We start from the raw sequence: 21,739 nt of genomic DNA, 5'->3' as shown, positions 1-21,739 counted from the left end.
CCGGTAGGCGCGGCGCGCCGTGGCCGAATAAAAGACACAACCCCTCGCGCTACGAGCGCGGCAGGCCAAACAGGCTATGCAGCGCCTCGCGGTATTCGCGCTGGCCCGCGCGCAGGCCGTTGTTGTGGTTGGCGCCGTCGATCAGCAACAGACGCTTGGGCTCCGGGGCAGCGGCGTAGAGCTGTTCGCTAAAGCGCGCGGGGATGTAGCGGTCACCGGTGCCGTGGGCAATCAGCACCGGCACCTTGATGTGTTCGATCTTGCTCAGTGAGTCGAACTTCTGCGACAGCAGCCAGTGCACCGGCAGCGAGGTGTGCTCACGCACCACGGCCGTGGCTGCATCGGCCAGGTTGGTGAAGCTCGACTCAACGATCAACCCACCCAGCGCCGGCTCGTCCGTGCCTGTGGATAACTGCTCGGCGAGGTTCACCGCCACCGCGCCACCCAGGGAATGGCCGTAGATAAAGCGCTTGCTCGCCTGGGGCTGCAGCTCGGTCAGGTGCGCCCAGGCCGCTTCGGCGTCTTCGTATACCGTGCGCTCGGACGGCAGCTCGCCGCGGCTCTCGCCAAAGCCGCGGTAGTCGATGGCCAGCACGGCAAAGCCCAGTGCATGCAGCTGCTCGATGCGAAACAACTGGCCGGTGAGGTTCCAGCGCGAGCCGTGCAGGTAGAGCAGGGTGGGCGCATCGGCCCTGACGGCCGGCCACCACCAGGCATGCAGGCTCTGGTCGGGGCCGAAAGTCGGCACATTCAGCTGGCGTTCTTCCACACCAGCCGGCAGGCCGCCGAACCAGCGGGCGGTGCCCGGCTCAATGCGAAAGACCAGCTCGCGCTCCTTGCGCTCCAGTTGCGCGCAGCCTATCGGCAAGCCAAGGCACAGGCATGCCAGCAAACTCATGCTCAGCCAGCGACGGCGCAACAGCGCGGCAAGGGAGGTCATCATGTGCAGATCCTGATCGAAGAGGGCGGTACTGGGGACCGGCAATAGACCCGTCCGGGAGTACGATGTTTGGCATTTTCCGGCGAATTGACGCGATACAGGCCGCCGCTTTGTTAACGGATATGTAACGCTACGCCCGCGCCATCTTGCACGCAGCGCGCCAGGCTGGCTCAATTCGCACCTTGCCCAGGCCCGTGCCCCAGAGGTCGTGATGCCGCTCAACCGCTTCGCCCCTGACCGCCCGGCCACTGCCACCCTGGTGCTGCTGGCATCGTTATATTGCGCCCAGGGCCTGCCCTCGGGGCTGATCGCCCATTCCCTGCCGGTGCTGCTGCGTCAGCACGGCGTCGACCTGACGTGGATCGGCCTGCTCAAGCTGCTGGCGCTGCCCTGGTTGCTCAAGGTGCTCTGGGCACCCTGGGTCGACCGCATTGGCTCCCGCCGCCTGGGCCACCACCGTGGCTGGATTCTGCCACTGCAGGGCGGGGTCACCCTTGGCGTCGCCGGCCTGGCCCTGATGGCGCCGCAGAGCCTGTTTGGCAGTGGGCTGGTCTGGCTGTTGGGCGTGCTCCTGCTGATCAACTTCGCTGCCGCGACCCAGGACATCGCCACCGATGGCCTTACCGTGCGCCTGTTGCCCGAGCGCTGGCGTGGCCTGGGCAACAGCCTGCAAGTGGGCGGCTACAAAGTCGGTATGCTGGTCAGCGGCAGCGGCCTGTTATTGGTGATCGACCCTTTGGGCTGGAACCTGGCCATGGGCCTGGTTGCCGGTTTACTGCTGCTGATGAGCGTACCTATCTGGCTATTCGCCGAGTCGCGCCAGGCACCGCAGCAGCCCGCCCTGGCTGAAACCACGCTGGGTCCAGGCCTGTTGTTGGCCCATTACCGCGGCCTGCTGTTGCAGCCCGGCATGCTCGCCTGGCTGCTGGTGGTGCTGACCTTCAAGCTGGGCGATGCGCTCGGCTCGCCGATGATCAAACCCATGCTGGTCGACCAAGGCTGGAGCACCACCGAACTGGGCCAACTGACCCTGATTAGCAGCCTGGTCGGCATCGCCGGCGCGCTGCTCGGCGGCCTGCTCTACGCGCGCCTCGGTGCCTTGCGGGCGCTGCTGCTGTTCGGTGCGCTGCAGGCAGCCGGCATCGCCGCCATGGCCCTGCTGGTGAGTGCGGGTGCCGATCGTCCGCTGGTGTATGCCATCGCCCTGTTCGAGCAGGCCGCCGACGGCATGTCCACGGTCGCCCTGTTCGCCGCCATGATGCGCATGTGCCGGCCCGAGCATGAAGGCGCCGACTTTACCCTGCAGGCCTCTGCCCAATTGCTGCTTGCCGGCGTGGTCGGCGCCAGCAGCGGCGCCCTGGCCAAATGGCTGGGTTACGACGGCCTGTTTTTGCTGGCCGGTGCTCTCGGCGCGCTGGTCCTCGTGGCGGTGTTACCAGGGCTGCAGCGGGTGCGCCATTGAGTGAGAAAAAGGCTTTGCGAAACAGGCAGTTAGTTTTTTATCCACATTTTCCACAGACTTGTCTGCGGTCTCTGCAAATAACCTGACGGGCGCGCCAGGAAAGGCCGGGCGGATAAAAGCAGAGGCTCTAGAGAGGCGGATTGCGCGACTTTTTCACCGGCTTTTCAACAGAGTTATCCACAGACTGAGGGTTGCTGCTCCAGTCCCGCCCAAGCGCATAACGCTTGGGGTATTAATGATCACCACTCCTGTTGAGTTTTATTCAGGCTGCCCCGCTGATGGCAACGTGGATGAGCTTTGAGCCAGATCTAGCCGGAAGCTATAGCCGACGAAGTTCTCGTGATGGTGCTGGCGCTAATCATCTGGAATGAGGCCCTTTTAAAGCCCTGTAGCGCTTTGTACACGAACCTATTCCCCCCTCAACTGCACAAAAAGTTGTGCAGTTTTCAGTTGGTATCCCGGTCAGCGTGCCAATGACGGCGATGTCGCTCCAACAGTGCCTCGGCCTGTTCCGGGCCATCGCTGCCGGCCGGGTAGGGGCGTGGGCGCTGATAGTGCTGGTGCCAGCCTTGGAGAATAGGGTCGACCCATTGCCAGGCGGCGTCTACTTCGTCGCGGCGCATAAACAGCGTCGAGTCGCCTTCGATCACGTCGAGCAGCAGGCGCTCGTAGGCGGCCCAGCGGCGCTGCGTGCTGAAGGCATTGGCCAGGTTGAGGTCCAGTTCTACCGGCTTGAGGTGCATGCCCTTGCCGGGGTTTTTGGCCATCAGTTGCAGGCTGATGCGCTCTTCGGGTTGCAGGCGAATCAGTAACTGGTTGGCTTCGCCGTCGCCGAACAGTTGATGGGGTACGGGTTTGAACTGGATAAGGATTTCCGAGGTTTTCTTCGCCAGGCGCTTGCCGGTGCGCAGGTAGAAGGGCACGCCGGCCCAGCGCCAGTTCTCGATCTCGGCCTGCACGGCGACGAAGGTTTCGGTGTCGCTGTCGTTGTCGACGTTCTTCTCGAAGTAGTAGGCCGGCACTTCCTGGCCGCCGATCTGCCCGTTGGTGTATTGGCCGCGTACGGTTTTGTCGCGCACATCAAGGCCGGTGATGGGCTTGAGCGCTTCGAGAATCTTGACCTTTTCGTTGCGCACCGACTCGGCGTCGAAGCGTACCGGTGCTTCCATGGCCACCAGGCAGAGCAGTTGCAGCAGGTGGTTCTGCAGCATGTCGCGCATGGCGCCGGCGTTATCGTAGTAGGCGCCACGGTTTTCCACGCCGAGGGTTTCGCAGACGCTGATCTGCACATGGTCGATGTGTGCGGCGCGCCATACCGGCTCGAACAGAGCGTTGGCGAAGCGCAGCGCCATGAGGTTCTGCACGGTTTCCTTGCCCAGGTAGTGATCGATGCGAAACACCCGCGACTCATCGAAGACCGCGCCCAGGGTGGCATTGATTTCCCGTGCCGATTCCAGCGAATGGCCGATAGGTTTTTCCAGCACGATGCGCGCTTTCGGCCCGGCCAGGCCGGCGACGCTCAGGTAGGTGGCGATGTCAGCGAACAGGTCCGGGGCGGTGGCAAGGTAGTAGACGCGCACACGCTTGTCGTCGTTGCCCAGGTGGCGTGCCAGGCGACCGTAGTCGGCACTCTGGCTGGCATCCATGGCCAGGTAATCGAGGCGTTCGGCAAAGCTGGCCCAGAGCGTATCGCTGAAGTTAGCGCGGGCCACCTGGGCGCGGCAATGGCGCTCGGCCAGGGCCTGAAAGGCCGCGCGGCTATGGGGGCTGCGGGCCAGGGCGATGATGCGCTGGTCGGTGTGTAGACGCCCGTCGCGGTGCAGGTAGTAGAGCGCTGGCAGCAGTTTGTGCAGGGCCAGATCGCCCGTTCCGCCAAAGACCAGCATGTCGCAGGGAATGCTCAAATCAGGAACTCCGACTCGGTTTGGCCGTGCGAGCCGAGCGTCCATGTAGTATAACTACAAGGTCACTACAACCCGGTGTGCCTTCGATAATAACCGAGTACCCGTACCGGCAACGGGCCACCGACGGATTCGTTACCTTTCAATCGAGCCTAATCTTGTGAATTTGTTGCAGCACATCGCCCAGTCGCGTCATCTGTTACGCAAGTCGGAGTTGAAGGTGGCCGATTACGTGCTTCTCGACCCTGCGGCGGTGATGCACAGCTCCATGGCCGATCTGGCGCACAGCGTCGGGATCAGCGAGCCGACCATCGTGCGCTTCTGCCGCGCCATCGGCTGCAGCGGCTTTCAGGACCTCAAGTTGAAGCTGGCCCAGAGCCTGGCCGCCGGTGCCAGTTTTGGCCAGTTTGCGATCCATGAAAACGACTCGGTCGCCGACTTCAGCCTGAAGATTTTCGACACCACCCTGCACACCCTGATCGAGGTGCGCGAGAAGCTCGACCCTGCAGCGCTGCAACGCGCCATTGGCCTCTGCTCGCAGGCGCAACGCGTCGAGTTTTATGGCTTCGGCGCCTCCGGCGCGGTGGCGGCGGATGCGCAGCACAAGTTCTTCCGCCTGCTGCTCAACGCCGCGGCCTATTCCGATCCGCACATGCAGGCGATGTCCGCCGTGACCCTCAAGCCGGGTGATGTAGCGGTGTGCATCTCGCAGTCCGGGCGCTCCAAGGACCTGCTGATCACCGCCAACCTGGTGCGTGAGGCCGGTGCTTCGCTGATCGCGTTGTGCCCGGGGCAGACGCCGCTGGCCGACCTGGCCACGGTCAACCTGGCCATCGACGTGCAGGAAGACACCGAGATCTACACTCCGCTGACCTCGCGCATCGCCCACCTGGTGGTGATCGACGTGCTGGCCATGGGCGTGGCCATGGCGCGTGGCCCAAGCCTGGTCAACCACCTCAAGAGCGTGAAACGCAGCTTGCGCAGCCTGCGCCTGTCGCCCAAGTCGTTGCGCAACGCCGAGGAGTGAGGCACTAGGAGCCTGTCGGGCTTGACCGTTCGTAGCGAGGGAAAGATCGGTTTGCGACAGTTTTGCTGCTTTACCGAGGCGAATAGCGAGCTATTTAACGAGGGAAAGCAGCAAAAATGGCCAAATTCGGCTTTCCCGCAGTAGAACAGTGTTAAGTCCGACAGGCTCCTAGGCCTTGCATGTTCATCGGTCGGTCATGTCGACGCCGTGAAACCGTCATCTACCCGGGGGATGCTGAGGGCTCCAGTCCTCGCTCCGGGAGAACCGAGATGCCTCGTATCTTCGATGACCTGCATGAACAGAACGACGCCAAAACCCGTCGCAAACTGCTGGACCAACGGCGCATGGCTTACCGCCGGGCCATTGAGTCCTACACCGAGCAGTACCGGCTAGAACGTGAGTTGGCCGATTACCCCGATCTGCTCAGCGCCAGTAGCCAACAGACCAAGCAGGGTCAGCGGCACCGCGCGGCCTGAGTTGCGCGCCAGTGTGCTGAATTCGGCATGCTGAATACGCAAAGCGATCAAGCTTAAGGCGCCGGCAGGGGCCACTGTAACGGGCTACCGTTACCTGTGCGTTTATGCCGGAGCCTGTTATGACCCGCCTGACCCTGAGCGAAGCCCATCAGCTGTCCGCCTCTATTCTGCGCCACGCCGGTTTTAGTGAGGCCTTTGTACAGGCCATCGCCGCCACTGTGGTGGCCGGTGAGCGCGACGGTTGCACGTCCCACGGTTTGTGGCGCTTGTTGGGCATCGTGCGCACGCTCAAGTCAGGCAAGGCGGTGGCAGACGCTGAGCCGCTGGTGAGTGAGCCGGCGCCCGCGCTGGTGCGTGTGGATGCGCGGGGTGGTTTCTCCCAGTTGGCGTTTGCCGCCGGTTTGCCGCTGTTGGCCGAGAAGGCCCGCAGCAACGGTATCGCCGCCATGGCGATCAATCATTGCGTGCACTTTTCCGCGCTCTGGGTGGAAATGGAGGCGCTTACCGAGCTGGGGCTGGTGGCCATGGCGTGCAACCCGACCCAGGCCTATGTGGCGCCGGCGGGGGGCAGCCGACCGCTGTTCGGCACTAACCCGATAGCCTTTGGCTGGCCACGTGCCGGTGCCCAGCCGTTCGTTTTTGACTTTGCCACCAGCGCTGTCGCCCGCGGTGAGATTGAGCTGCATCGCCGCTCCGGCCAGCCGTTGCCGCCCGGTTGGGGTGTGGATCGACACGGCCAACCGTGCAGCGACGCGGCCGAGGTGCTCGACCAGGGTGCCATGCTGACGTTCGGCGGGCACAAGGGCTCGGCTCTCTCGGCGATGATCGAGCTGATCGCCGGGCCGCTGATCGGCGACCTGACCAGCCTTGAGTCGGCGGTCTTCGACGAGGGCCATAATGCCTTGCCGTATCACGGTGAGCTGATCATCGCCCTCGACCCACAGCGGTTTCTCGGCGAGCAGGCGGATCAGCATTTGGCGCGTGCCGAGTTGTTGTTCGAGACGATTCAAGGGCAGGGTGCGCGTCTGCCTTCGCAGCGCCGTTATACCGCTCGGGCAAACAGCCTGGCGAACGGCGTGGAGATCGCCGACAGTCTGTATCAGGACCTGATGGCCCTGCGGGGTTGAGGTTCGCTGCAGTCAATTAGGGGGTTGTGTTCGCCATGGGTAAAGGCTCTGTCCTGCATACCTGTAGGAGCGAATTTATTCGCGATGGTGTGGCATCTTGCATCAACTGTCGGTCAATGCCAGGCCAGGCGGCGATCCGCTTTAGCCGCGACGTCTGCAGCGCCTTAACGATTTATCGCGAATAAAGGCTAGGCGCCCCTTCGCTTCTACAAAAGCAAAAAAGCCCCGGCGGACCGGGGCTCAAGGATCAAGCGATAGCGGTGTGGCTTAGCTCAGCGCTTCCTTCGAGCTAACACCATCGACCAGGCGGGCAATGCCCAGCGGGTTGGCGTTTTTCAGGGCGTCGGGCAGCAGGGCGTCCGGGCAGTTCTGGTAGCACACCGGGCGCAGGAAGCGGTCGATGGCCAGGGTGCCAACCGAGGTACCACGGGCGTCGGACGTCGCCGGGTACGGGCCGCCGTGGACCATGGAGTCGCAGACTTCCACACCGGTCGGGTAGCCGTTGAACAGCACGCGGCCGACCTTCTGCTCAAGCAGGGCGAACAGCGCTTCGCTGCCAGCCAGGTCGCCCGGCTCGGTAATCAGGGTAGCGGTCAGTTGGCCGTGCAGACCGTTGATTGCAGCCAACAGCTCAGCCTTGTCTGCCACTTCGACGACGATGGTGGTCGGGCCGAAGACTTCTTCCTGCAGCAGTTCGTCGCCGTTGAGCAGCAGGCTGACATCAGCCTTGAACAGCTGCGGGCGAGCCTGGTTGCCTTCCTGATTCGCGCCGGTCAGGTGGGTGATGCCGGCGTGCGCGTTAAGCGCTTGCAGGCCTTTCACGTAGCTTTTCAGGGTGCCGGCGTTGAGCATGGTCTGCGGCTGTTGCTCGGCCATCTTCGCGGTGAAGGCGGTCAGGAAAGCGCTGAACTCCGGCGAGCGGATACCGATCACCAGGCCTGGGTTGGTGCAGAACTGACCACAGCCCATGACCACCGAACCGGCCAGCTCACCGGCAACCTTCTCGCCGCGCGCCTTGAGGGCTTCGGGCAGCAGGATGACCGGGTTGATGCTGCTCATCTCGGCGAACACCGGGATCGGCTGCGGGCGTGCCGCGGCCATGTCGCACAGGGCACGGCCGCCTTTCAGCGAACCGGTGAAGCCGACCGCCTGGATGGCCGGGTGCTTGACCAGCGCTTCACCGACACCGCTGCCGTAGATCATGTTGAACACGCCTTTGGGCATGCCGGTCTTGTCGGCGGCGCGCAGCAGGGCTTCGCCCACGAACGCCGCAGTGGCCATGTGGCCGCTGTGGGCTTTGAACACCACCGGGCAACCGGCCGCGAGTGCGGCGGCAGTGTCGCCACCGGCGGTGGAGAAGGCCAATGGGAAGTTGCTGGCGCCGAACACGGCGACCGGGCCGAGGCCGATACGGTACTGGCGCAGGTCCGGACGTGGCAGCGGCTGGCGGTCTGGCAGTGCGCGGTCGATGCGTGCACCGAAGAAGTCACCGCGGCGCAGGACCTTGGCGAACAGGCGCATCTGGCCGCTGGTGCGGCCACGTTCACCCTGGATACGGGCGGTCGGCAGGGCGGTTTCGCGGCAAACGGTGGCGACGAATTCGTCACCCAGGGCATCCAGCTCGTCAGCAATGGCGTCGAGGAAATCGGCGCGCTTGGCGGCCGACAGGCTGCGGTAAGCGGGGTAGGCGTCAGCGGCAGCGTTGGCAGCGGCATCGACTTCGTCAGGGGTGGCCTGGATGAAGTCGTAAGGCAGGGCTTCGCCGGTGCTGGCGTCGTGGCTTTTGTGAGTGACGGAGCCGGCTGCGCTGAACGCGCCGCCGATGATGTTGTGGCCGATGGTAGCGGGCATTGTTAGCTCCTGTTGCGGGTGTATGGACACGTACGGAAAGACTTTGATTGTACGATGTCTGATGAGTTGCGCAAACCTGCAGTGATGCACGGGAATATTCGACTGATGGCAGCGGCCGTTCCGTCTTTATCTGGCAGTGGTTGCACTTCACCGCCCGCGCTGTGGAGCGGCGCCTGGAAGGCGGGAGGTTCGTCTCTCGCTCACCGCGTGTCTACGACGAAATATTGGTTTGTGGGAGGGGCTTTAGCCGCGAACTCTTCGCGGCATAGCCAAAGCTTCGCGGCTAAAGCGGAGCGCCGCCCGGCCCCTCCTACAATAGCGAGCCCCGTGCGCTATAGCCCCACATCCGGCAGGGTTGGACGGTTGGCCAGGGCTTTGGCCATGATGCGTTCGACGTGGGCGCGGTCTTCGCCGCGCAGCAGCAGGCGCGGTGGGCGGGTCAGCTCGCCGCCGCGACCGGCGATGGCTTCGCAGAGTTTGATGCACTGCACCAGGTCGGCACGGGCATCGAGGTGAAGGATCGGCATCAGCCATTCGTAGATCGGCATGGCTTCGGCGAAGCGCCCGGCCTTGCACAGGCGGAAGATGGTTTCGCCTTCTTTCGGGAACACGTTGCTCATCCCCGAGACCCAGCCCTCGGCGCCGACGGCCAGGCTTTCCAGGACCACGTCATCGAGGCCGGCGAAGAGAACAAAACGGTCACCGACTTCGTTGCGCACGTCGATAAAGCGGCGGGTATCGCCGGAGGAGTCCTTGAAGCACACCACGTTGTCGCAGTCGGCCAGGGAGATAAGGATGTCCGGGGTGACGTCGTTCTTGTAGATCGGCGGGTTGTTGTAAACCATCAACGGCACGTCGGCGTGCTTGGCCACGTAGCGGTAGTGCTCGGCGGTTTCGTAGGGTTTGGAGCCATACACCAGCGCAGGCATCAGCATCACCCCGTCGACCCCGGCCTTGCGTACCAGGTTGGCGGTCTTGGCGGCGGCCACGCTGGTGAACTCGGCGACCCCGCAGATCACCGGTACCCGGCCCTTGGCGGCATCCACGGCGACTTCGGTAACAGCAATCTTCTCTTCGGCGCTCAGCGAAGTGTTTTCACCGACCGAACCGCACACCACCAGACCCGAGACGCCGTCGCGGATCACGTTGGAGATGACCTTGTGGGTCTCTTCCAGGTTGATGGAGAAGTCATCGTTGAATTGGGTGGTGACGGCGGGGAACACGCCGCTCCAGTTGACTGCTCTGCTCATGCATTTTCTCCGTTTGGATTAATGTATTTCGTATACGAAAGCAAATGGCCACAATAAGCCGTCTGTTTTCCGTTGTTGGGCGTTAGGCCCGGTTCATTGCGCCGGCGAACCGGCAGTTCTAAATCTTCAACCCGTCTTACAGCTTCAGCCCCAGCGGCCAGGTATCCGACAGGCGATAGCCCGTCGGCCAGGGGTCGCTGGGGTCGAGCAGGTGCTGGTGAGTGCCGGTGATCCACGCGCGGCCGGAGAGGCAGGGATAGATCGCCGGGCGGCCGGCCACCTCGGTCAGTGAGTCGATGCGGCAGTGGAATTCCGAGCCGATGATCGAGCGGCCGATAAAGCGCTCGCCCACGGCCAGTTGGCCTTTGGCGTGCAGCACCGCCATGCGCGCAGAGCAGCCGGTGCCGCAGGGCGAGCGGTCGATCTTGCCGGGGCGAATGACCACCGCATTGGCACCCGTGGCGATGCCGTTCTCACGCACCAGCGGCGCGGCGATCTGGCAGAAGGAGATATGGCTCCAGTCCGGGTTCAGCGGATGCTGGAAGCCAAGCTGTTCGTTGGCGGCCTGGGTGATGCGCAGGCCCATGGCGACCAGGTCGGCCGCTTCATCGGCCTGGATGGCGAAGCCCAGGCGCTGGGCGTCGGCGATGACGAAGCTGTCGCCGCCATAAGCGGTATCGACCTGCAGCGAACCCAGGCCTTCGATTTCTATCCAGGCGTCGAGCTGGTCGGCGAACGACGCCAGATTCTTCACCTCGACCCGCTCGACCTTGCCGTCACGGCACTCGGCGATCACCTCCACCAGGCCGCCGGGCGCTTCCAGGGTCAGCCGGGTCTGCGGCTCGCTCATCGGCAGGATGCCGCTCTCCAGCAACACGGTGGCCACGCACAGCGAATTGGAGCCGGACATCGGCGGTACGTCGGCCGGCTCCATGATGATCCAGCCCATCTGCGCCTTGGGGTTCTTCGCCGGCACCAGCAGGTTGACGTGGCGGAACACCCCGCCGCGCGGCTCGTTGAGCACGAAGTTGCGCAGGAAATCGTCCTGTTCGATCCAGCGCGATTGCTGCCACAGGGTCTCGCCAGGCGGTGGCGCGACACCGCCGACGATGACGTCGCCGACTTCCCCTTCTGCATGGCAGCTGACCACATGAATGATTTTGCTGGAGCGCACGCGACTGTCCCCTCAGTTGATCGACTTGAGAAAATCGATGGTTTCCGGCTGCTGCGGGTTGCCGATCACCTGCTCGGGGGTGCCGATCTCGTGCACCAGACCGTTGCGGAAGAACGCCACCCGGTCGGACACATCGCGGGCAAAGCGGATCTCGTGGGTCACCAGGACCATGGTCATGCCGTCTTCGGCGAGCAGGCGCATGGTGTCCAGCACCTCACCGACCAGTTGTGGGTCGAGGGCGCTGGTGGCTTCGTCGAACAGCATGTAGTCGGGGCTCATGGCCAGGGCGCGGGCAATCGCCATGCGCTGTTGCTGGCCGCCGGAGAGCTTGCCGGGGAACACCTTGAGCTTGTCGGCCAGGCCCACATGGGTGAGCTGTTTCACCGCCATGGCTTCGGCGTCCTGCTTGCTCAGGCCGAGCACTTTGCGCGGCGCGAGCATGACGTTTTCCAGCACGGTCAGGTGCGGGAAGGCGTTCCATTGCTGGAACACGATGCCGATCTTCTGCCGCAGTTTGTTGATGTTGGTGCCCGGCGCGTGCACCTCGGTACCGTCGACGCGAATGCTGCCGCTGTTGATCGACTCCAGGCCGTTGATGCACATCAGCAGGGTCGACTTGCCGGAGCCCGAGCCGCCGATGATCGACACCACCTCGCCCTTGTTCACCGTCAGGCTGACGCCCTTGATCACCTCGAGCGCGCCGAAGGATTTGTATACGTTATCGATCTCAATCATTTTCCTGCCACCTTCTTTCCAGACGGGCGCCCAGGCGGGCGACCACCAGGCTCATGACGTAGTAGATGAGGCCGGCGATGCACAGCACCAGCAGCGGCTCTTGAATGCGGGTGACGATGGTTTGCGAGGCGCGCAGCAGCTCGACGATGCCGATCCACATGACCAGCGCGCTGTCCTTCATCACGCTCAGCACCAGGTTCAGCCAGCCGGGAAAGGCCACCCGCGTGGCCATCGGCAGGACGATGTAGCGCAAATCCTGCAGGTAGCTCAGGCCCAGGGAGCGGCTGGCGCGGCGCAAGTTGAACGGCACCGAAAGCACGCCTGAGCGCACGATCTCGGTGAAGTAGGCGGCGGCGTAGATGCCGAGCACAATGCAGCCCACGGCGAAGGCGCTGATATCGATGCCGGCGATGCTCTTGAACGAGTTGAACAGCACGAACTGGATCAGCAGGGGCACGCTGCGAAACACGTCCAGCACCCAGGACAGGGGCAAGGTAGCGCGCGGCAGCAAGGCGCGCAGCAGGCCGCACAGCAGGCCCACGCAAGAACCCAGCAGGATGGCCCAGAAGGTCAGTTGCAGGGTGACCCAGGCGCCGTCGAGCAGGTAGAGGAAATCGTTCCAGGTGAAGCTGGTATCGAACATGGTGAGCGCTTCCTCAGTAACGGAACAGGCGCCAGGCCAACAGCCGGGCTACCGCTACGATCGCCTTGGCGATCAGGTAATACAGCACCGCCGCGATGGCGAAGAACTCGAAGGTGCGGAAGGTCTTTACGTTGTAGTCCTGGGTAACGCCGGTGAGGTCGTTGTTGAGGCCGACGATCACCCCCAGCGAGGTCATCAGCACGGCCCAGACCATCTGGTTGGTCAGCGGGTAGAAGACGATGCGCAGCAACTGCGGCACGACGATCATCCGGTAGGCCTGGAAGGCGCTCATGCCCAGGGAGCGCGCGGCGCGCACCTGGGTGTCGGGCACCGCCTTGAGGCCACCGCGAAAGTTTTCTGCCAGGTAGCCGGCATTGTTGAAGGTGATGCCGGCCAGCAGCGCGATCCAGGAGCTGACATGCAGGCCCAGCGAGCCGAGGCCGAAATACAGGATGTAGATCTGGAACAGCGACGGCGTATTGCGCGCGATGGACACCCAGGTATTGGCGAAGCCGCGGGCCAGCGGGTTTTTCACTTCACGCATCACCGTCAGGGCGAGGGCGATCAGTACGCCGAAGATCATCGACAGGGCGGCCGTCTCGAAGGTGACCCAGGCGCCGCCGAGCATATCGGGCAGGGCTTTGAACGCCTGGCGCCACTGGAAGGTGTAGTCAAACATGCGTGGGGTTCTCCACAGGGGCAGCCGGTTGCAGCCAGCGCGGCAGGCGACCGCTGGCCTGGCCCGAACAGGCGGCGTCGACGCACTCGGCCAGGCTGGCGAAGTGCACCGAGCGGCCGACCAGCCCAGGCGCGTAATGGGCGTATTTGCCGGAATTCGTCATCAGGCTGCGGCAGTGGGTCGGCACCACCGGCTCGCCGAGCATGCACCAGCAGGTGTCGGTTATCAGGGTCGCGCCAAAGGCCTCCAGCACGGCAATGTGGCCTGCGGCGCGGGCCTGTTCGAGAATCGCCCGGCCGCAGGTAATCGCCAGGCTGACCGCCGCATGTTTATGGCGACCCTGGCAGAGCGCCGCGAGGCTGGCGAACTCGCTGAGCGAGAAATGCGGGTTGCCAAGGGCGATCAGTCCTACTTCGGCGTCGCGGGCGCTGTTCAGCTCGTCCCAACTGCGGCGCAGGTCGTCGAGGCTGATGCGCTCCGTCGGCGTCGTCTGGTCGCTGTGGATAACTTTTTCCGGGGCCAGGGCTTCCGGGGTCACCCCGGCGATATGGAACAGCGGCGCGGCCGAGCTGGTGGCGAAGGCGGCGCCGAAGGCCTTGAGGTCGTCCAGCGTCGGTTGGGCGTGCTCCAGGCCGCGCACCAGCGGGATGCGGCTGCCGCAGAGCAGGCCGATGTGATAGCCGAGCAGCGGGTAGAAGGCATCGTCCAGCTCGCCGAGCGTTGGCAGCTCGATCTGCAGGCTGGCCAGGCGGTGTGCGTCCAGGTGGCAGCCGACCTTGGGCGCGCGGCCAGTGAGGGCAATGCAGATATCCAGGTAGTCGGGATATTTCAGGGTGCGCGCGCCAAGCACGCTGTTGGCATAGACCACGGCGTTGGACTCGGCCCAGACGATCTGCTCGCCCGCCGCCGGCGCGCTATCCAGCAGGTAGGGCGCGCAGGTGAAGCTGAGCTGCGCGCCCATGGCCATATAGGCATCACCGAGAGCACTGGCCGGTTCGCCGAATGCGGCATCAATGCCCAGCGCACGCCAGCGGCGCTGGTCCACAGAAATCGAGTTGAGGGTGGTCGGCACCCGCACCTTGGCGCCCCAGGCCACCAACTGTTCGGCGAAGCGCAAGCTGGCCGGGCCGGTGTAGATGCAGCCGTCGATATGCGCCTGGGTCACGTCGAGCAACTCAGTGGCGCCCTGCAGCTCGGCCATGCGCAGCACCAGTTGCATGGCCACCTGGGCGGCCTGGCCCTGGCTGCCGTCGAGCAGCGCGCGGTCGCCCTCGCTCAGCGCTAATGCCGTGCTGAAGGCGGGCTGTTGGTGCACGGAGGCCACGCGGGTCGGCTGGGCATCGGCGGGACGCTGCGGGTACAGCGTCAGTTGTTCACCCTCCAGACGGGCATAGGCCTGACCGCGCAGGCGGGCGAAGGCCTCATGACCGATGCACAGCACGGCAATCGAGCGTTGGAACAGCCGTTCGGCCACCAGTACGCCGAGGGTGAGAATCTCATCGGCCTCGGCCATGACCAGGGCCGTGGGCGCGTGTTCGCCGCTGAGCAGCTCCATCATCACGCTGCTGCCGGTGCAGGAGCCACGACCGCTGGGGATCGCCAGCACGCGCCCGGCCAGGCACTGACCGTTGAGCGGGTGATGACGGTCGATCACCTCACCGGTGAACGGGTCGACGCCGCCCCAGAAGCTCAGGCCCATGTCGGCGAACAGCAACTCCCCCTCGGCATGGCCGGCAACCAGGCTGCGGCCTTGGAGTACGCAGCTAGCGGCGCTGAGTGAGGAGAATTCCATGGCGGCGGGCATCAATGGGCTCCACGGGGGCAGCAATGCTCGGAGCCACGGGGGCTCGCGAGCGCAAAGGAGGAAAAGTGCGCCGCCAATGGGCGGCGCGGTAGGGCCTGGATCAGTAATACACGCCCGGCACGGTCAGGTTGGCCGGTTTGATTTCGTCGCCCACCCACTTCAGCCACAGTTCTTCGTAACGGCCGGTGCGCACCTGCTGGTTGACGAACAGGTTGAGGTAGTTGAGCAGGCCGTATTCGTCGCGCTTGGCCGCCAGGGACACGTAGTCGACGACATAGGGTGCATCACCGACCACTTTCAGGCCCTTGTACTTGCCGGACTTGAGGGTGGCGGCGGCGACGGTGTTGGTCACCACGGTGGCGGCGATGTGGCCCTGGGCGACGGCGAGGATGGTGTCGTTCTGCGACTGGTAGGCGCGGAAACTGCCGCCGCCCCAGGCTTTGACGTCCTTCTCCAGGGCGATGGCCTCGTAGGTGCCGCTGGTGTTACCGACCGGCTTGCCCTTGAGGTCTGCGTAGCTGTTGATGCCGGTGTCATCGCGGGTCAGCACGACCATCTGAAAGGCGAAGTAGGGCATGGTCATGCCCACGGTCTTGGCCCGCTCCAGGGTGTCGGAGGTGGAGGCGACGATCACGTCGGCACGGCCGGAAACCAGCGCCGGGATACGATCGGGGAAGGGGGTTTCGACCACTTCGGCGGTGACGCCGAGGACCTTCGCCAGGTCGTTGCAATAGTCGACGTCGAAGCCGACGGGCTCGTTCTTCTCGTCGCGCGAACCCATGGGCGGAAAGTCCAGGGTCACGGCGCAACGCAACTTGCCGGACTCGATGATCGAATCGAGTTTGTCGGCGTGAGCAGTCCCGATCAGGGTGCTGCCGAGTACTGCGCTGAGGGCTACGGCAAAAGCGGTGTTTTTCATAGGGGCCTCGAAAGTGTGCAGACGATAGTTATAGGAAATTTCGTATACGATATTTGATATGCAACGGCTGTGCCTGTTCTTCGGGCTGCTGCTGCAGGCCCCATGGGCTGAGGGATCGAGCTAAAGCACAAAGGATAGTGGAAACGCTGATGCGCGCCCTGGTGTTACAGATTGGAGCGATACGCTATGGCGCACGCCTCGTTTCGGAACACAGCTAAGCGTCAGCCCTTGTGCGATTCGCGGAACTGGCTCGGGGTCAGCCCGGTCAGTGCGCGAAACTGGCGGCTGAAGGCGCTGTGGTCGGTGTAACCGCAACGCAGGGCGATCTCGGTGATCGGCAGGTCCTGCAGCAGCAGGCGGCTGGCCTCGCCGAGGCGCGCCTTGTGGATCATCTGCCGCGGGGTGAGCTGGAAGATGCGCTTGCAGTGGCGCTCCAGTTGCGCCACCGATAGGCCAGCCAGTTCGGTGAGCTCGGCCAGGCTGATCGGCCGGGCGAAGTGCTGGCGAATATGCGCGTCCACCGCTGCCAGCTTTGGGTAAGCCGGGTGGTTCGATTGCGGCAACTGCACGTCCCGGGAAATACCGGCCAGGCCAATGATCTCGCCCGCCGCATTGCGCAGCGCCAGCTTGTGGGTCAGGCACCAGACAGGCTGGTTAGCGTAATAGAGGTGCAGCTCCAACTGGTCGGTCAGCTGTGTGCCGTCCTTGAGCACCCGTCGATCCTGCGCGGTGTAGGACGGCCCGAAGCTGGCTGGGAACACCTGTTCAGCGGTCATGCCAAGCAGCTTGTCCTTGCTTTTGCAGCCCAGGCGGTGCGCCAGGGTCTGGTTGATCAGGGCGTAGCGGGTCTGCGTATCCTTGATGAAAAACACCACCTCGGGCATGGCATCGAGCAGCGGCTCGATCTGCCGAAGGCTGCTGATCAAGGTCGGCAGGTCAGGGTGGTGCGCGGTGGGTAACAGGCTGTGCATAGGGGCTGCGAGCTGATCGAAAGGGACAGCCTAGCAGGCTGTTGAAAAACTACCTACGTTGCCAGCGCAGCGTTAAAAACAGGGCTCACAGCCAGAGGCTGAGCGTGCTTTAGCACGGCCCCGAAGGGGTGAGCGAAGCGAATCAAATGCTCATTTACAACTCGTAAACTCGCGTGCGAGCCCAGTCAGTTTTTCGCCTGTTTTTGTGGGGCCGCCTAGGTGGGGCCGCCATCGGTCTAGCGCTGACTGCCTCGCCTGCGTTTTTAACGGCCTGCTAGTGTCGCAACACGAATCATTTGTCGCTTTCTGTAGGAGCGAAGGGGGCGCCTAGCTTTTATTCGCGATAGATCTTGAAAACGCTGAAAGCGTCGCGGCTAAAGCCCCTCCCACAGACCGACATTTGATGCTTGAGACGACATTAGGGTCTGTTGGCGTCTTGTCGCAAGCCGCGTTGCTGCGAACGAAAGGCTACTGAACCTGACAGGTTGCGTGCGCATGAAAAACCGCGACCTCTCTGGGGGGGGCAAGCGGTGCAAGATGCTGGGAGAGCTGAATGCCAGAAAGCAGAAAGGGGAGCCTAAACTCCCCCAATCGTATCTGCATCATCGTTCTTGTTAGTGCTACCGGCCTGTTGTTCTTGTTTTAGCCGCGGCCTCCAACGGAGGCCAGGAGCGAACGGATTTGTTTGGACGCTGATGTTGCCTTGATCCTGAGATCCAACCCGACTGTCGTTGCGTTAAAACGCGATTTTATTGTTATCGACCCGGTTGCGGTACAAGCCCGCTGGCGTTCCTCTCCAAAGAAATCAGTTAGCTGCGTCTCTGCGATTATTGTCTTTCTTATGCTAGAGCCGTGGTGTTGTTCTTGTCATGGGGTGCGTCTTGTTATTTTTGTTGTGCGAAACATAGAGCATATCCTGTGCCAATTTTTTAATTGCTATATTTTTCAATGGGTTAGTTTTTTTGGCCGTGCGGGTGTGCGCTGGCGTCACAGAAAACGTTACCGCTCTACCCGCCTTATCGCCCTGGGGTTGTCACTGGAACACACCGGGGCTGCGCGTCAGTGCTCGCTTTGTGCGGCGCTTTCCAGCTGTATCAGCGTTTCAATGCGCGTTGGTGTAAACGGCGGGCGGGGGGCTACCGGCGGCCAGTCGAACAGGTAGTGCGCTGCTGCGCCGCATACCTTGCCCTGGCAGGCCCCCATGCCGCAGCGGGTCGACAGCTTCGCTTCGCGCCAGTTGGCGTGGGCGGCCACGGCGGCATAGGGCACGTCTTCGCAGCGACACAGCAGCGTATCCGGCGCGGCCAGGTGCTTGAGGGTGGGGTCAAGCGCGAAGTGCTGGTTCAGCGAGCCGGCAAAGCGCTGCCAGCGTTGGCGTTCGCCCCACAAGCGTTGCGCCGCCTCGCGATTCCCCGCAGCCACATGCCCAGCGATACGGCCCTCGACCAGTGCCAGCTCGCTGCCGCCGAAGCCGGTGCACTCGCCCGCGGCGTAGACGCCCGCCACATCGGTCGCCTGCCAGGCATCCACCTGGATGGCGTTGTTACCCAGCGCACAGCCGAGGGCCTGCCCTAACTGCACGTTGGGTATCAGACCGAAACCGCAGGCCAGGCGCTCGCACGCCAGTTCCTCGACCTTATTACCCCGCTGCAGGCGCACGCCTTCCAGGTGATCCTGACCCAGCGCAGCGACGATTCGCGTGCCGGTGCGGTAACCCGCGTCGAACAGGCTGAAAGACTGCAACAGCTTGTGCGGCCAGCGCGGTAACTGCATGGCGAAGGTAGCGACCGCGCCCAGCGGCGCCTGCTCGGCGATGCGCACCACCTGGGCGCCGTGGTGCTTGGCCGTGTCCGCGCTGGCCAGCAGCAGCGGACCACTGCCGGCGATGACGATGCGCTCATCGACTACCGGCATGCCGCCTTTGATCAGGGCCTGCAGGCCACCGGCACCGGTAACACCGGGCAATGTCCAGCCGGGAAACGGCAGTAGCAGCTCGCGCGCGCCGGTACACAAAATCAGCGAGCGATAGGTGATAACCCAGCCGCGCTCAGGATTCTCTACCAGCAGCGCCTGGCTGCCGGCTTTCGCTACTACACGCGTGGCGGCGTGGCGCTGAATATGCGTGTGCGCCTCCACGCTATCGCGCAGGTGGCGCGCCTGGCTGGGGATGTTGGCCTGAGCGCCATCACGCCAGATCTGCCCGCCAGGCAGTGGGTTGTCATCGAGCAGTACGACCTGCGCGCCATCGTTGGCGGCCGCCAGCGCCGCCGACAGCCCAGCCGGGCCGGCACCGATGATCAATACGTCAGCGTGTTCGCTCATGCTTGTGTCTCCACTTGCATGCCGTCTTGGCACAGGGTCTGGCAGGCCAGCCGCCGTACGCCGTCGATGCTCACCCGGCATTCCTGGCAGATACCCATGCCGCACAGCGGCGCACGGCGCTGGCCGCTGATCGAGGTGCGGCTGCTGCCGTCGCCACCCAGGGCCAGGGCGGCAGCGACCGTGGTTCCTGGCGCTACGCAGAGCGGACGGCCGTCGAGGTGCAGATCAGGCATGGGTCGGTTCTCCCAGGTAACGGCCAGGCGCGTAGGCGGCAGCCGGTATCGGCTCCGCCTCGTTGAACAGCAGCGCGGCCAGCAGATCAGCCGTCGCCGGGGCGGTAGTGACCCCCAGGCCTTCGTGGCCGACTGCCAGCCACAGGCCAGGCTGTGCAGGGTGCTCGCCAATCAGCGGCATGCCATCCGGCGTAGCGGCGCGAAAGCCCGCCCAGGCGCGGATGCCGTTGAGTTTCGCCAGGCCCGGCGCATAGCTCGCGGCATGCTTGAGCATGCGTGCTAGCAGCCAGCCTTCGACCTCGGGGTCGAGCGTATCGAACTGCCGCGAGGTGCCGATAAATAGCTGGCCCGTCGGCCGCGGCTGGATATTGCAGGCCACCGAGGCGCCGCTGCTGTTGTGCACGCTGGTCAGGTAGCTCAGCTCGGTGATGGTGTGGGTGACCGGATGGGGATAGCGGTCGGTGATCAGCAGATGGCCTTTCTTCGGCGCGATGGGCAGCTCCGGGCACAGGTCCACCGCCTGGATGCCGTTGGCCAGCACCACGGCCTCGCTGCTTAGCCACTCGCCGCTGTCGAGGCGCACGCGGTTGCCGTCCAGCTCAGTGACCCGCGCGCGGCGTTGCCTGATACGTGGGTTATCGAGCATCCAGCGTGCTGTATTCGGCGCGTAGAGAATGCCGTCGTCCGGCAGGCGCAGGGCACCGTGCAGGCCATCACGCAGAATCGGCTCCATTTCCTGCAGGGAATGGCCGGGGATCATTTCGCAGCGGATGCCTTCGCCGCGCAGGTTGATGCTTTTGGCTTCCGCTGCCGCCAGCTCCTGCTCGTTGGCGGCCAGCCACAGGGTGCCGTTGCTGCGGTAGGCGCAGTCGTCCGGCAGCTGTGGGCCCAGCTCGCGCCAGCGGCGCAGCGAGTAGCGGCTGATATCAAGCTCGGCCTGGTTGTCATCGAGCACCAGCAGGTGACCCATGCCGGCGGCGGTGGCGCTGTGCAGGCCAGCGTCGATCACCAGCACCTGCTGGCCGCAGCGGGCCAGTTCACGGGCGCAGGCCGCGCCGATAATGCCGGCGCCGATGACGATGACATCGGCGACCCGCGTGGGCTTCACGGGCGGATGCCCCAGGCGAAGGGGTCGTCCTGTTCGAGCAGCAAGGTGGCTTCGGCGCTGATATGGGCGCGGCCGCGAATGGTCGGAATCACCTTGTCGCCCTGCCATTCGAACGAGCCTTCGAACAGACTGCCGATCACGCTGGCCTGATGCCAGATCTCGCCAGGCTGCAGTTTGCCGTCGGCTGCCAGACACGCCAGCTTGGCGCTGGTGCCGGTGCCGCAAGGCGAGCGGTCGTAGGCCTTGCCCGGGCAGAGCACGAAATTCCGGCTGTCGGCTCGCAGCGAAGCTGCTGCGCTCGATGATGCTGCGTTGGGAACTGGCTGTTCATCTTCGGCAAACAACTCGATATGGTCGATCAGGCCGCCGTCCTCACCGCGAATGCCTTGCTCCTCCAGCGCTTTCTGCACCGCGTAGGTGTAAGCGGTGAGAGCCTCGACATTGTCGCCGGCGATGCGTTGGCCGTGGTCGGCGATCAGGAAGAACCAGTTGCCGCCCCAGGCGATATCGCCCAGCACCGGGCCACAGCCCGGCACCTGCAGTTCGACAGCCTTGCGGTAACGGTAGGACGGCACGTTGCGCACGCTGACCGAGCGATCTTCATGCAAGGTCGCCTCGACCGTGCCCACCGGCGTTTCGATCTTGTGCACGCCAGCACCGATGCGGCCCATGTGCGCCAGCGAGACCACCAGGCCGATGGTGCCGTGGCCACACATGCCGAGATAGCCGGTGTTATTGAAGAAGATCACCCCGGCACAGGCGCTGGGGTCAACCGGCTCGCAGAGCAGGGCGCCGACCAATACGTCGTTGCCCCGTGGTTCGAGAATGCAGGCGGCACGCCAGGCGTCATGGGCGTAGGCCAGGTGTTGCCGACGCTCGGTCATGCTGCCGTTGCCCAGGTCAGGAAAGCCGCTGATCACCAGGCGGGTCGGCTCACCGCCGGTGTGGGAGTCGATAACCTCGATGCGTTTCATGGGGCTGCGCCTGTAAACCGGTGGAGTGGCTGACAGAGTGCCGCGCGTGCGGCCTGCCCGGCTTGAGGGATTTGCTCGGTGGTGATGCCGAAATCGGCACAGCCACGCCACCTTCACGTAGGGTGGATGACGCTTTTCTCATC

19 protein-coding genes are annotated in these 21,739 nt (G+C 64.0%); 4 read left to right on the top strand and 15 right to left on the bottom strand.

The window, feature by feature from the left end; all coding sequences use genetic code 11:
* Positions 1-49: 49 nt before the first annotated feature.
* Entirely contained in the window at positions 50-943 is an 894-nt protein-coding gene (locus tag BMW49_RS21490) for an alpha/beta hydrolase (protein ID WP_069519791.1), read from the bottom strand.
* A gap of 208 nt (positions 944-1,151) precedes the next feature.
* Between BMW49_RS21490 and BMW49_RS21485 the strand changes: the two genes are divergently transcribed.
* Positions 1,152-2,402 carry an MFS transporter gene (locus tag BMW49_RS21485; protein ID WP_090391073.1) on the top strand — a complete coding sequence of 417 codons (1,251 nt, stop codon included), beginning with the start codon at positions 1,152-1,154 and terminating at the stop codon, positions 2,400-2,402.
* Between the two features lie 446 nt (positions 2,403-2,848).
* On the opposite strand, the gene zwf is transcribed toward BMW49_RS21485, so the two are convergent.
* Positions 2,849-4,351 (bottom strand): glucose-6-phosphate dehydrogenase, encoded by a 1,503-nt coding sequence (gene zwf / locus BMW49_RS21480; protein WP_167362828.1) that lies wholly within the window; start codon positions 4,349-4,351, stop codon positions 2,849-2,851.
* Between the two features lie 112 nt (positions 4,352-4,463).
* Between zwf and hexR the strand changes: the two genes are divergently transcribed.
* The 3 genes from hexR (at position 4,464) to BMW49_RS21465 (ending at position 6,933) form a co-directional block, all read left to right on the top strand.
* Complete coding sequence (gene hexR, locus BMW49_RS21475; protein ID WP_069519788.1) at positions 4,464-5,330, top strand: transcriptional regulator HexR; 867 nt, start codon at positions 4,464-4,466, stop codon at positions 5,328-5,330.
* A gap of 269 nt (positions 5,331-5,599) precedes the next feature.
* Entirely contained in the window at positions 5,600-5,806 is a 207-nt protein-coding gene (locus BMW49_RS21470) for a PA3496 family putative envelope integrity protein (protein WP_069519787.1), read from the top strand.
* A 119-nt stretch (positions 5,807-5,925) separates the two neighbouring features.
* Complete coding sequence (locus tag BMW49_RS21465; protein WP_069519786.1) at positions 5,926-6,933, top strand: Ldh family oxidoreductase; 1,008 nt, start codon at positions 5,926-5,928, stop codon at positions 6,931-6,933.
* A 267-nt stretch (positions 6,934-7,200) separates the two neighbouring features.
* Here BMW49_RS21465 and BMW49_RS21460 read toward each other — a convergent pair whose 3' ends face one another.
* The 13 genes from BMW49_RS21460 to BMW49_RS21400 form a co-directional block, all read right to left on the bottom strand.
* Positions 7,201-8,784 (bottom strand): aldehyde dehydrogenase (NADP(+)), encoded by a 1,584-nt coding sequence (locus BMW49_RS21460; protein ID WP_069519785.1) that lies wholly within the window; start codon positions 8,782-8,784, stop codon positions 7,201-7,203.
* 332 nt (positions 8,785-9,116) lie between these two features.
* Complete coding sequence (locus tag BMW49_RS21455; RefSeq protein ID WP_069519784.1) at positions 9,117-10,034, bottom strand: dihydrodipicolinate synthase family protein; 918 nt, start codon at positions 10,032-10,034, stop codon at positions 9,117-9,119.
* Positions 10,035-10,170: 136 nt separating this feature from the next.
* Positions 10,171-11,208, bottom strand: coding sequence for a trans-3-hydroxy-L-proline dehydratase (locus tag BMW49_RS21450; RefSeq protein ID WP_069519783.1), 1,038 nt, complete (start codon positions 11,206-11,208; stop codon positions 10,171-10,173).
* Between the two features lie 12 nt (positions 11,209-11,220).
* Positions 11,221-11,943: an amino acid ABC transporter ATP-binding protein gene (locus BMW49_RS21445; RefSeq protein WP_069519782.1), complete on the bottom strand. Its 723-nt coding sequence runs from the start codon at positions 11,941-11,943 to the stop codon at positions 11,221-11,223.
* The gene (locus tag BMW49_RS21440; RefSeq protein ID WP_069519781.1) at positions 11,936-12,586 is read right to left on the bottom strand and encodes an amino acid ABC transporter permease; all 651 of its coding nucleotides are present in this window, start codon (positions 12,584-12,586) and stop codon (positions 11,936-11,938) included. Before BMW49_RS21440 ends, BMW49_RS21445 begins: the two co-directional genes overlap by 8 nt.
* Before the next feature lie 13 nt (positions 12,587-12,599).
* Positions 12,600-13,265 carry an amino acid ABC transporter permease gene (locus BMW49_RS21435; protein WP_069519780.1) on the bottom strand — a complete coding sequence of 222 codons (666 nt, stop codon included), beginning with the start codon at positions 13,263-13,265 and terminating at the stop codon, positions 12,600-12,602.
* Positions 13,258-15,069 (bottom strand): cis-3-hydroxy-L-proline dehydratase, encoded by a 1,812-nt coding sequence (lhpI, locus tag BMW49_RS21430; protein ID WP_244168388.1) that lies wholly within the window; start codon positions 15,067-15,069, stop codon positions 13,258-13,260. Before lhpI ends, BMW49_RS21435 begins: the two co-directional genes overlap by 8 nt.
* A gap of 100 nt (positions 15,070-15,169) precedes the next feature.
* Complete coding sequence (locus tag BMW49_RS21425) at positions 15,170-15,988, bottom strand: ABC transporter substrate-binding protein (RefSeq protein WP_069519779.1); 819 nt, start codon at positions 15,986-15,988, stop codon at positions 15,170-15,172.
* 221 nt (positions 15,989-16,209) lie between these two features.
* Positions 16,210-16,959 (bottom strand): AraC family transcriptional regulator, encoded by a 750-nt coding sequence (locus BMW49_RS21420; RefSeq protein WP_069519778.1) that lies wholly within the window; start codon positions 16,957-16,959, stop codon positions 16,210-16,212.
* A 1,059-nt stretch (positions 16,960-18,018) separates the two neighbouring features.
* Complete coding sequence (locus BMW49_RS21415; protein ID WP_069519777.1) at positions 18,019-19,281, bottom strand: NAD(P)/FAD-dependent oxidoreductase; 1,263 nt, start codon at positions 19,279-19,281, stop codon at positions 18,019-18,021.
* Positions 19,278-19,514: a (2Fe-2S)-binding protein gene (locus BMW49_RS21410; RefSeq protein WP_069519776.1), complete on the bottom strand. Its 237-nt coding sequence runs from the start codon at positions 19,512-19,514 to the stop codon at positions 19,278-19,280. Before BMW49_RS21410 ends, BMW49_RS21415 begins: the two co-directional genes overlap by 4 nt.
* Entirely contained in the window at positions 19,507-20,622 is a 1,116-nt protein-coding gene (locus tag BMW49_RS21405) for an NAD(P)/FAD-dependent oxidoreductase (RefSeq protein ID WP_069519775.1), read from the bottom strand. Before BMW49_RS21405 ends, BMW49_RS21410 begins: the two co-directional genes overlap by 8 nt.
* Positions 20,619-21,596, bottom strand: coding sequence for a 4-hydroxyproline epimerase (locus tag BMW49_RS21400; protein ID WP_069519774.1), 978 nt, complete (start codon positions 21,594-21,596; stop codon positions 20,619-20,621). Before BMW49_RS21400 ends, BMW49_RS21405 begins: the two co-directional genes overlap by 4 nt.
* Positions 21,597-21,739: the final 143 nt, after the last annotated feature.

It is taken from the genome of Pseudomonas cuatrocienegasensis, from assembly GCF_900110925.1.
GTDB lineage: Bacteria > Pseudomonadota > Gammaproteobacteria > Pseudomonadales > Pseudomonadaceae > Aquipseudomonas > Aquipseudomonas cuatrocienegasensis.
Note: the sequence above shows the minus strand (reverse complement) of the source record. Positions and strands in the feature narration are given on the sequence as shown.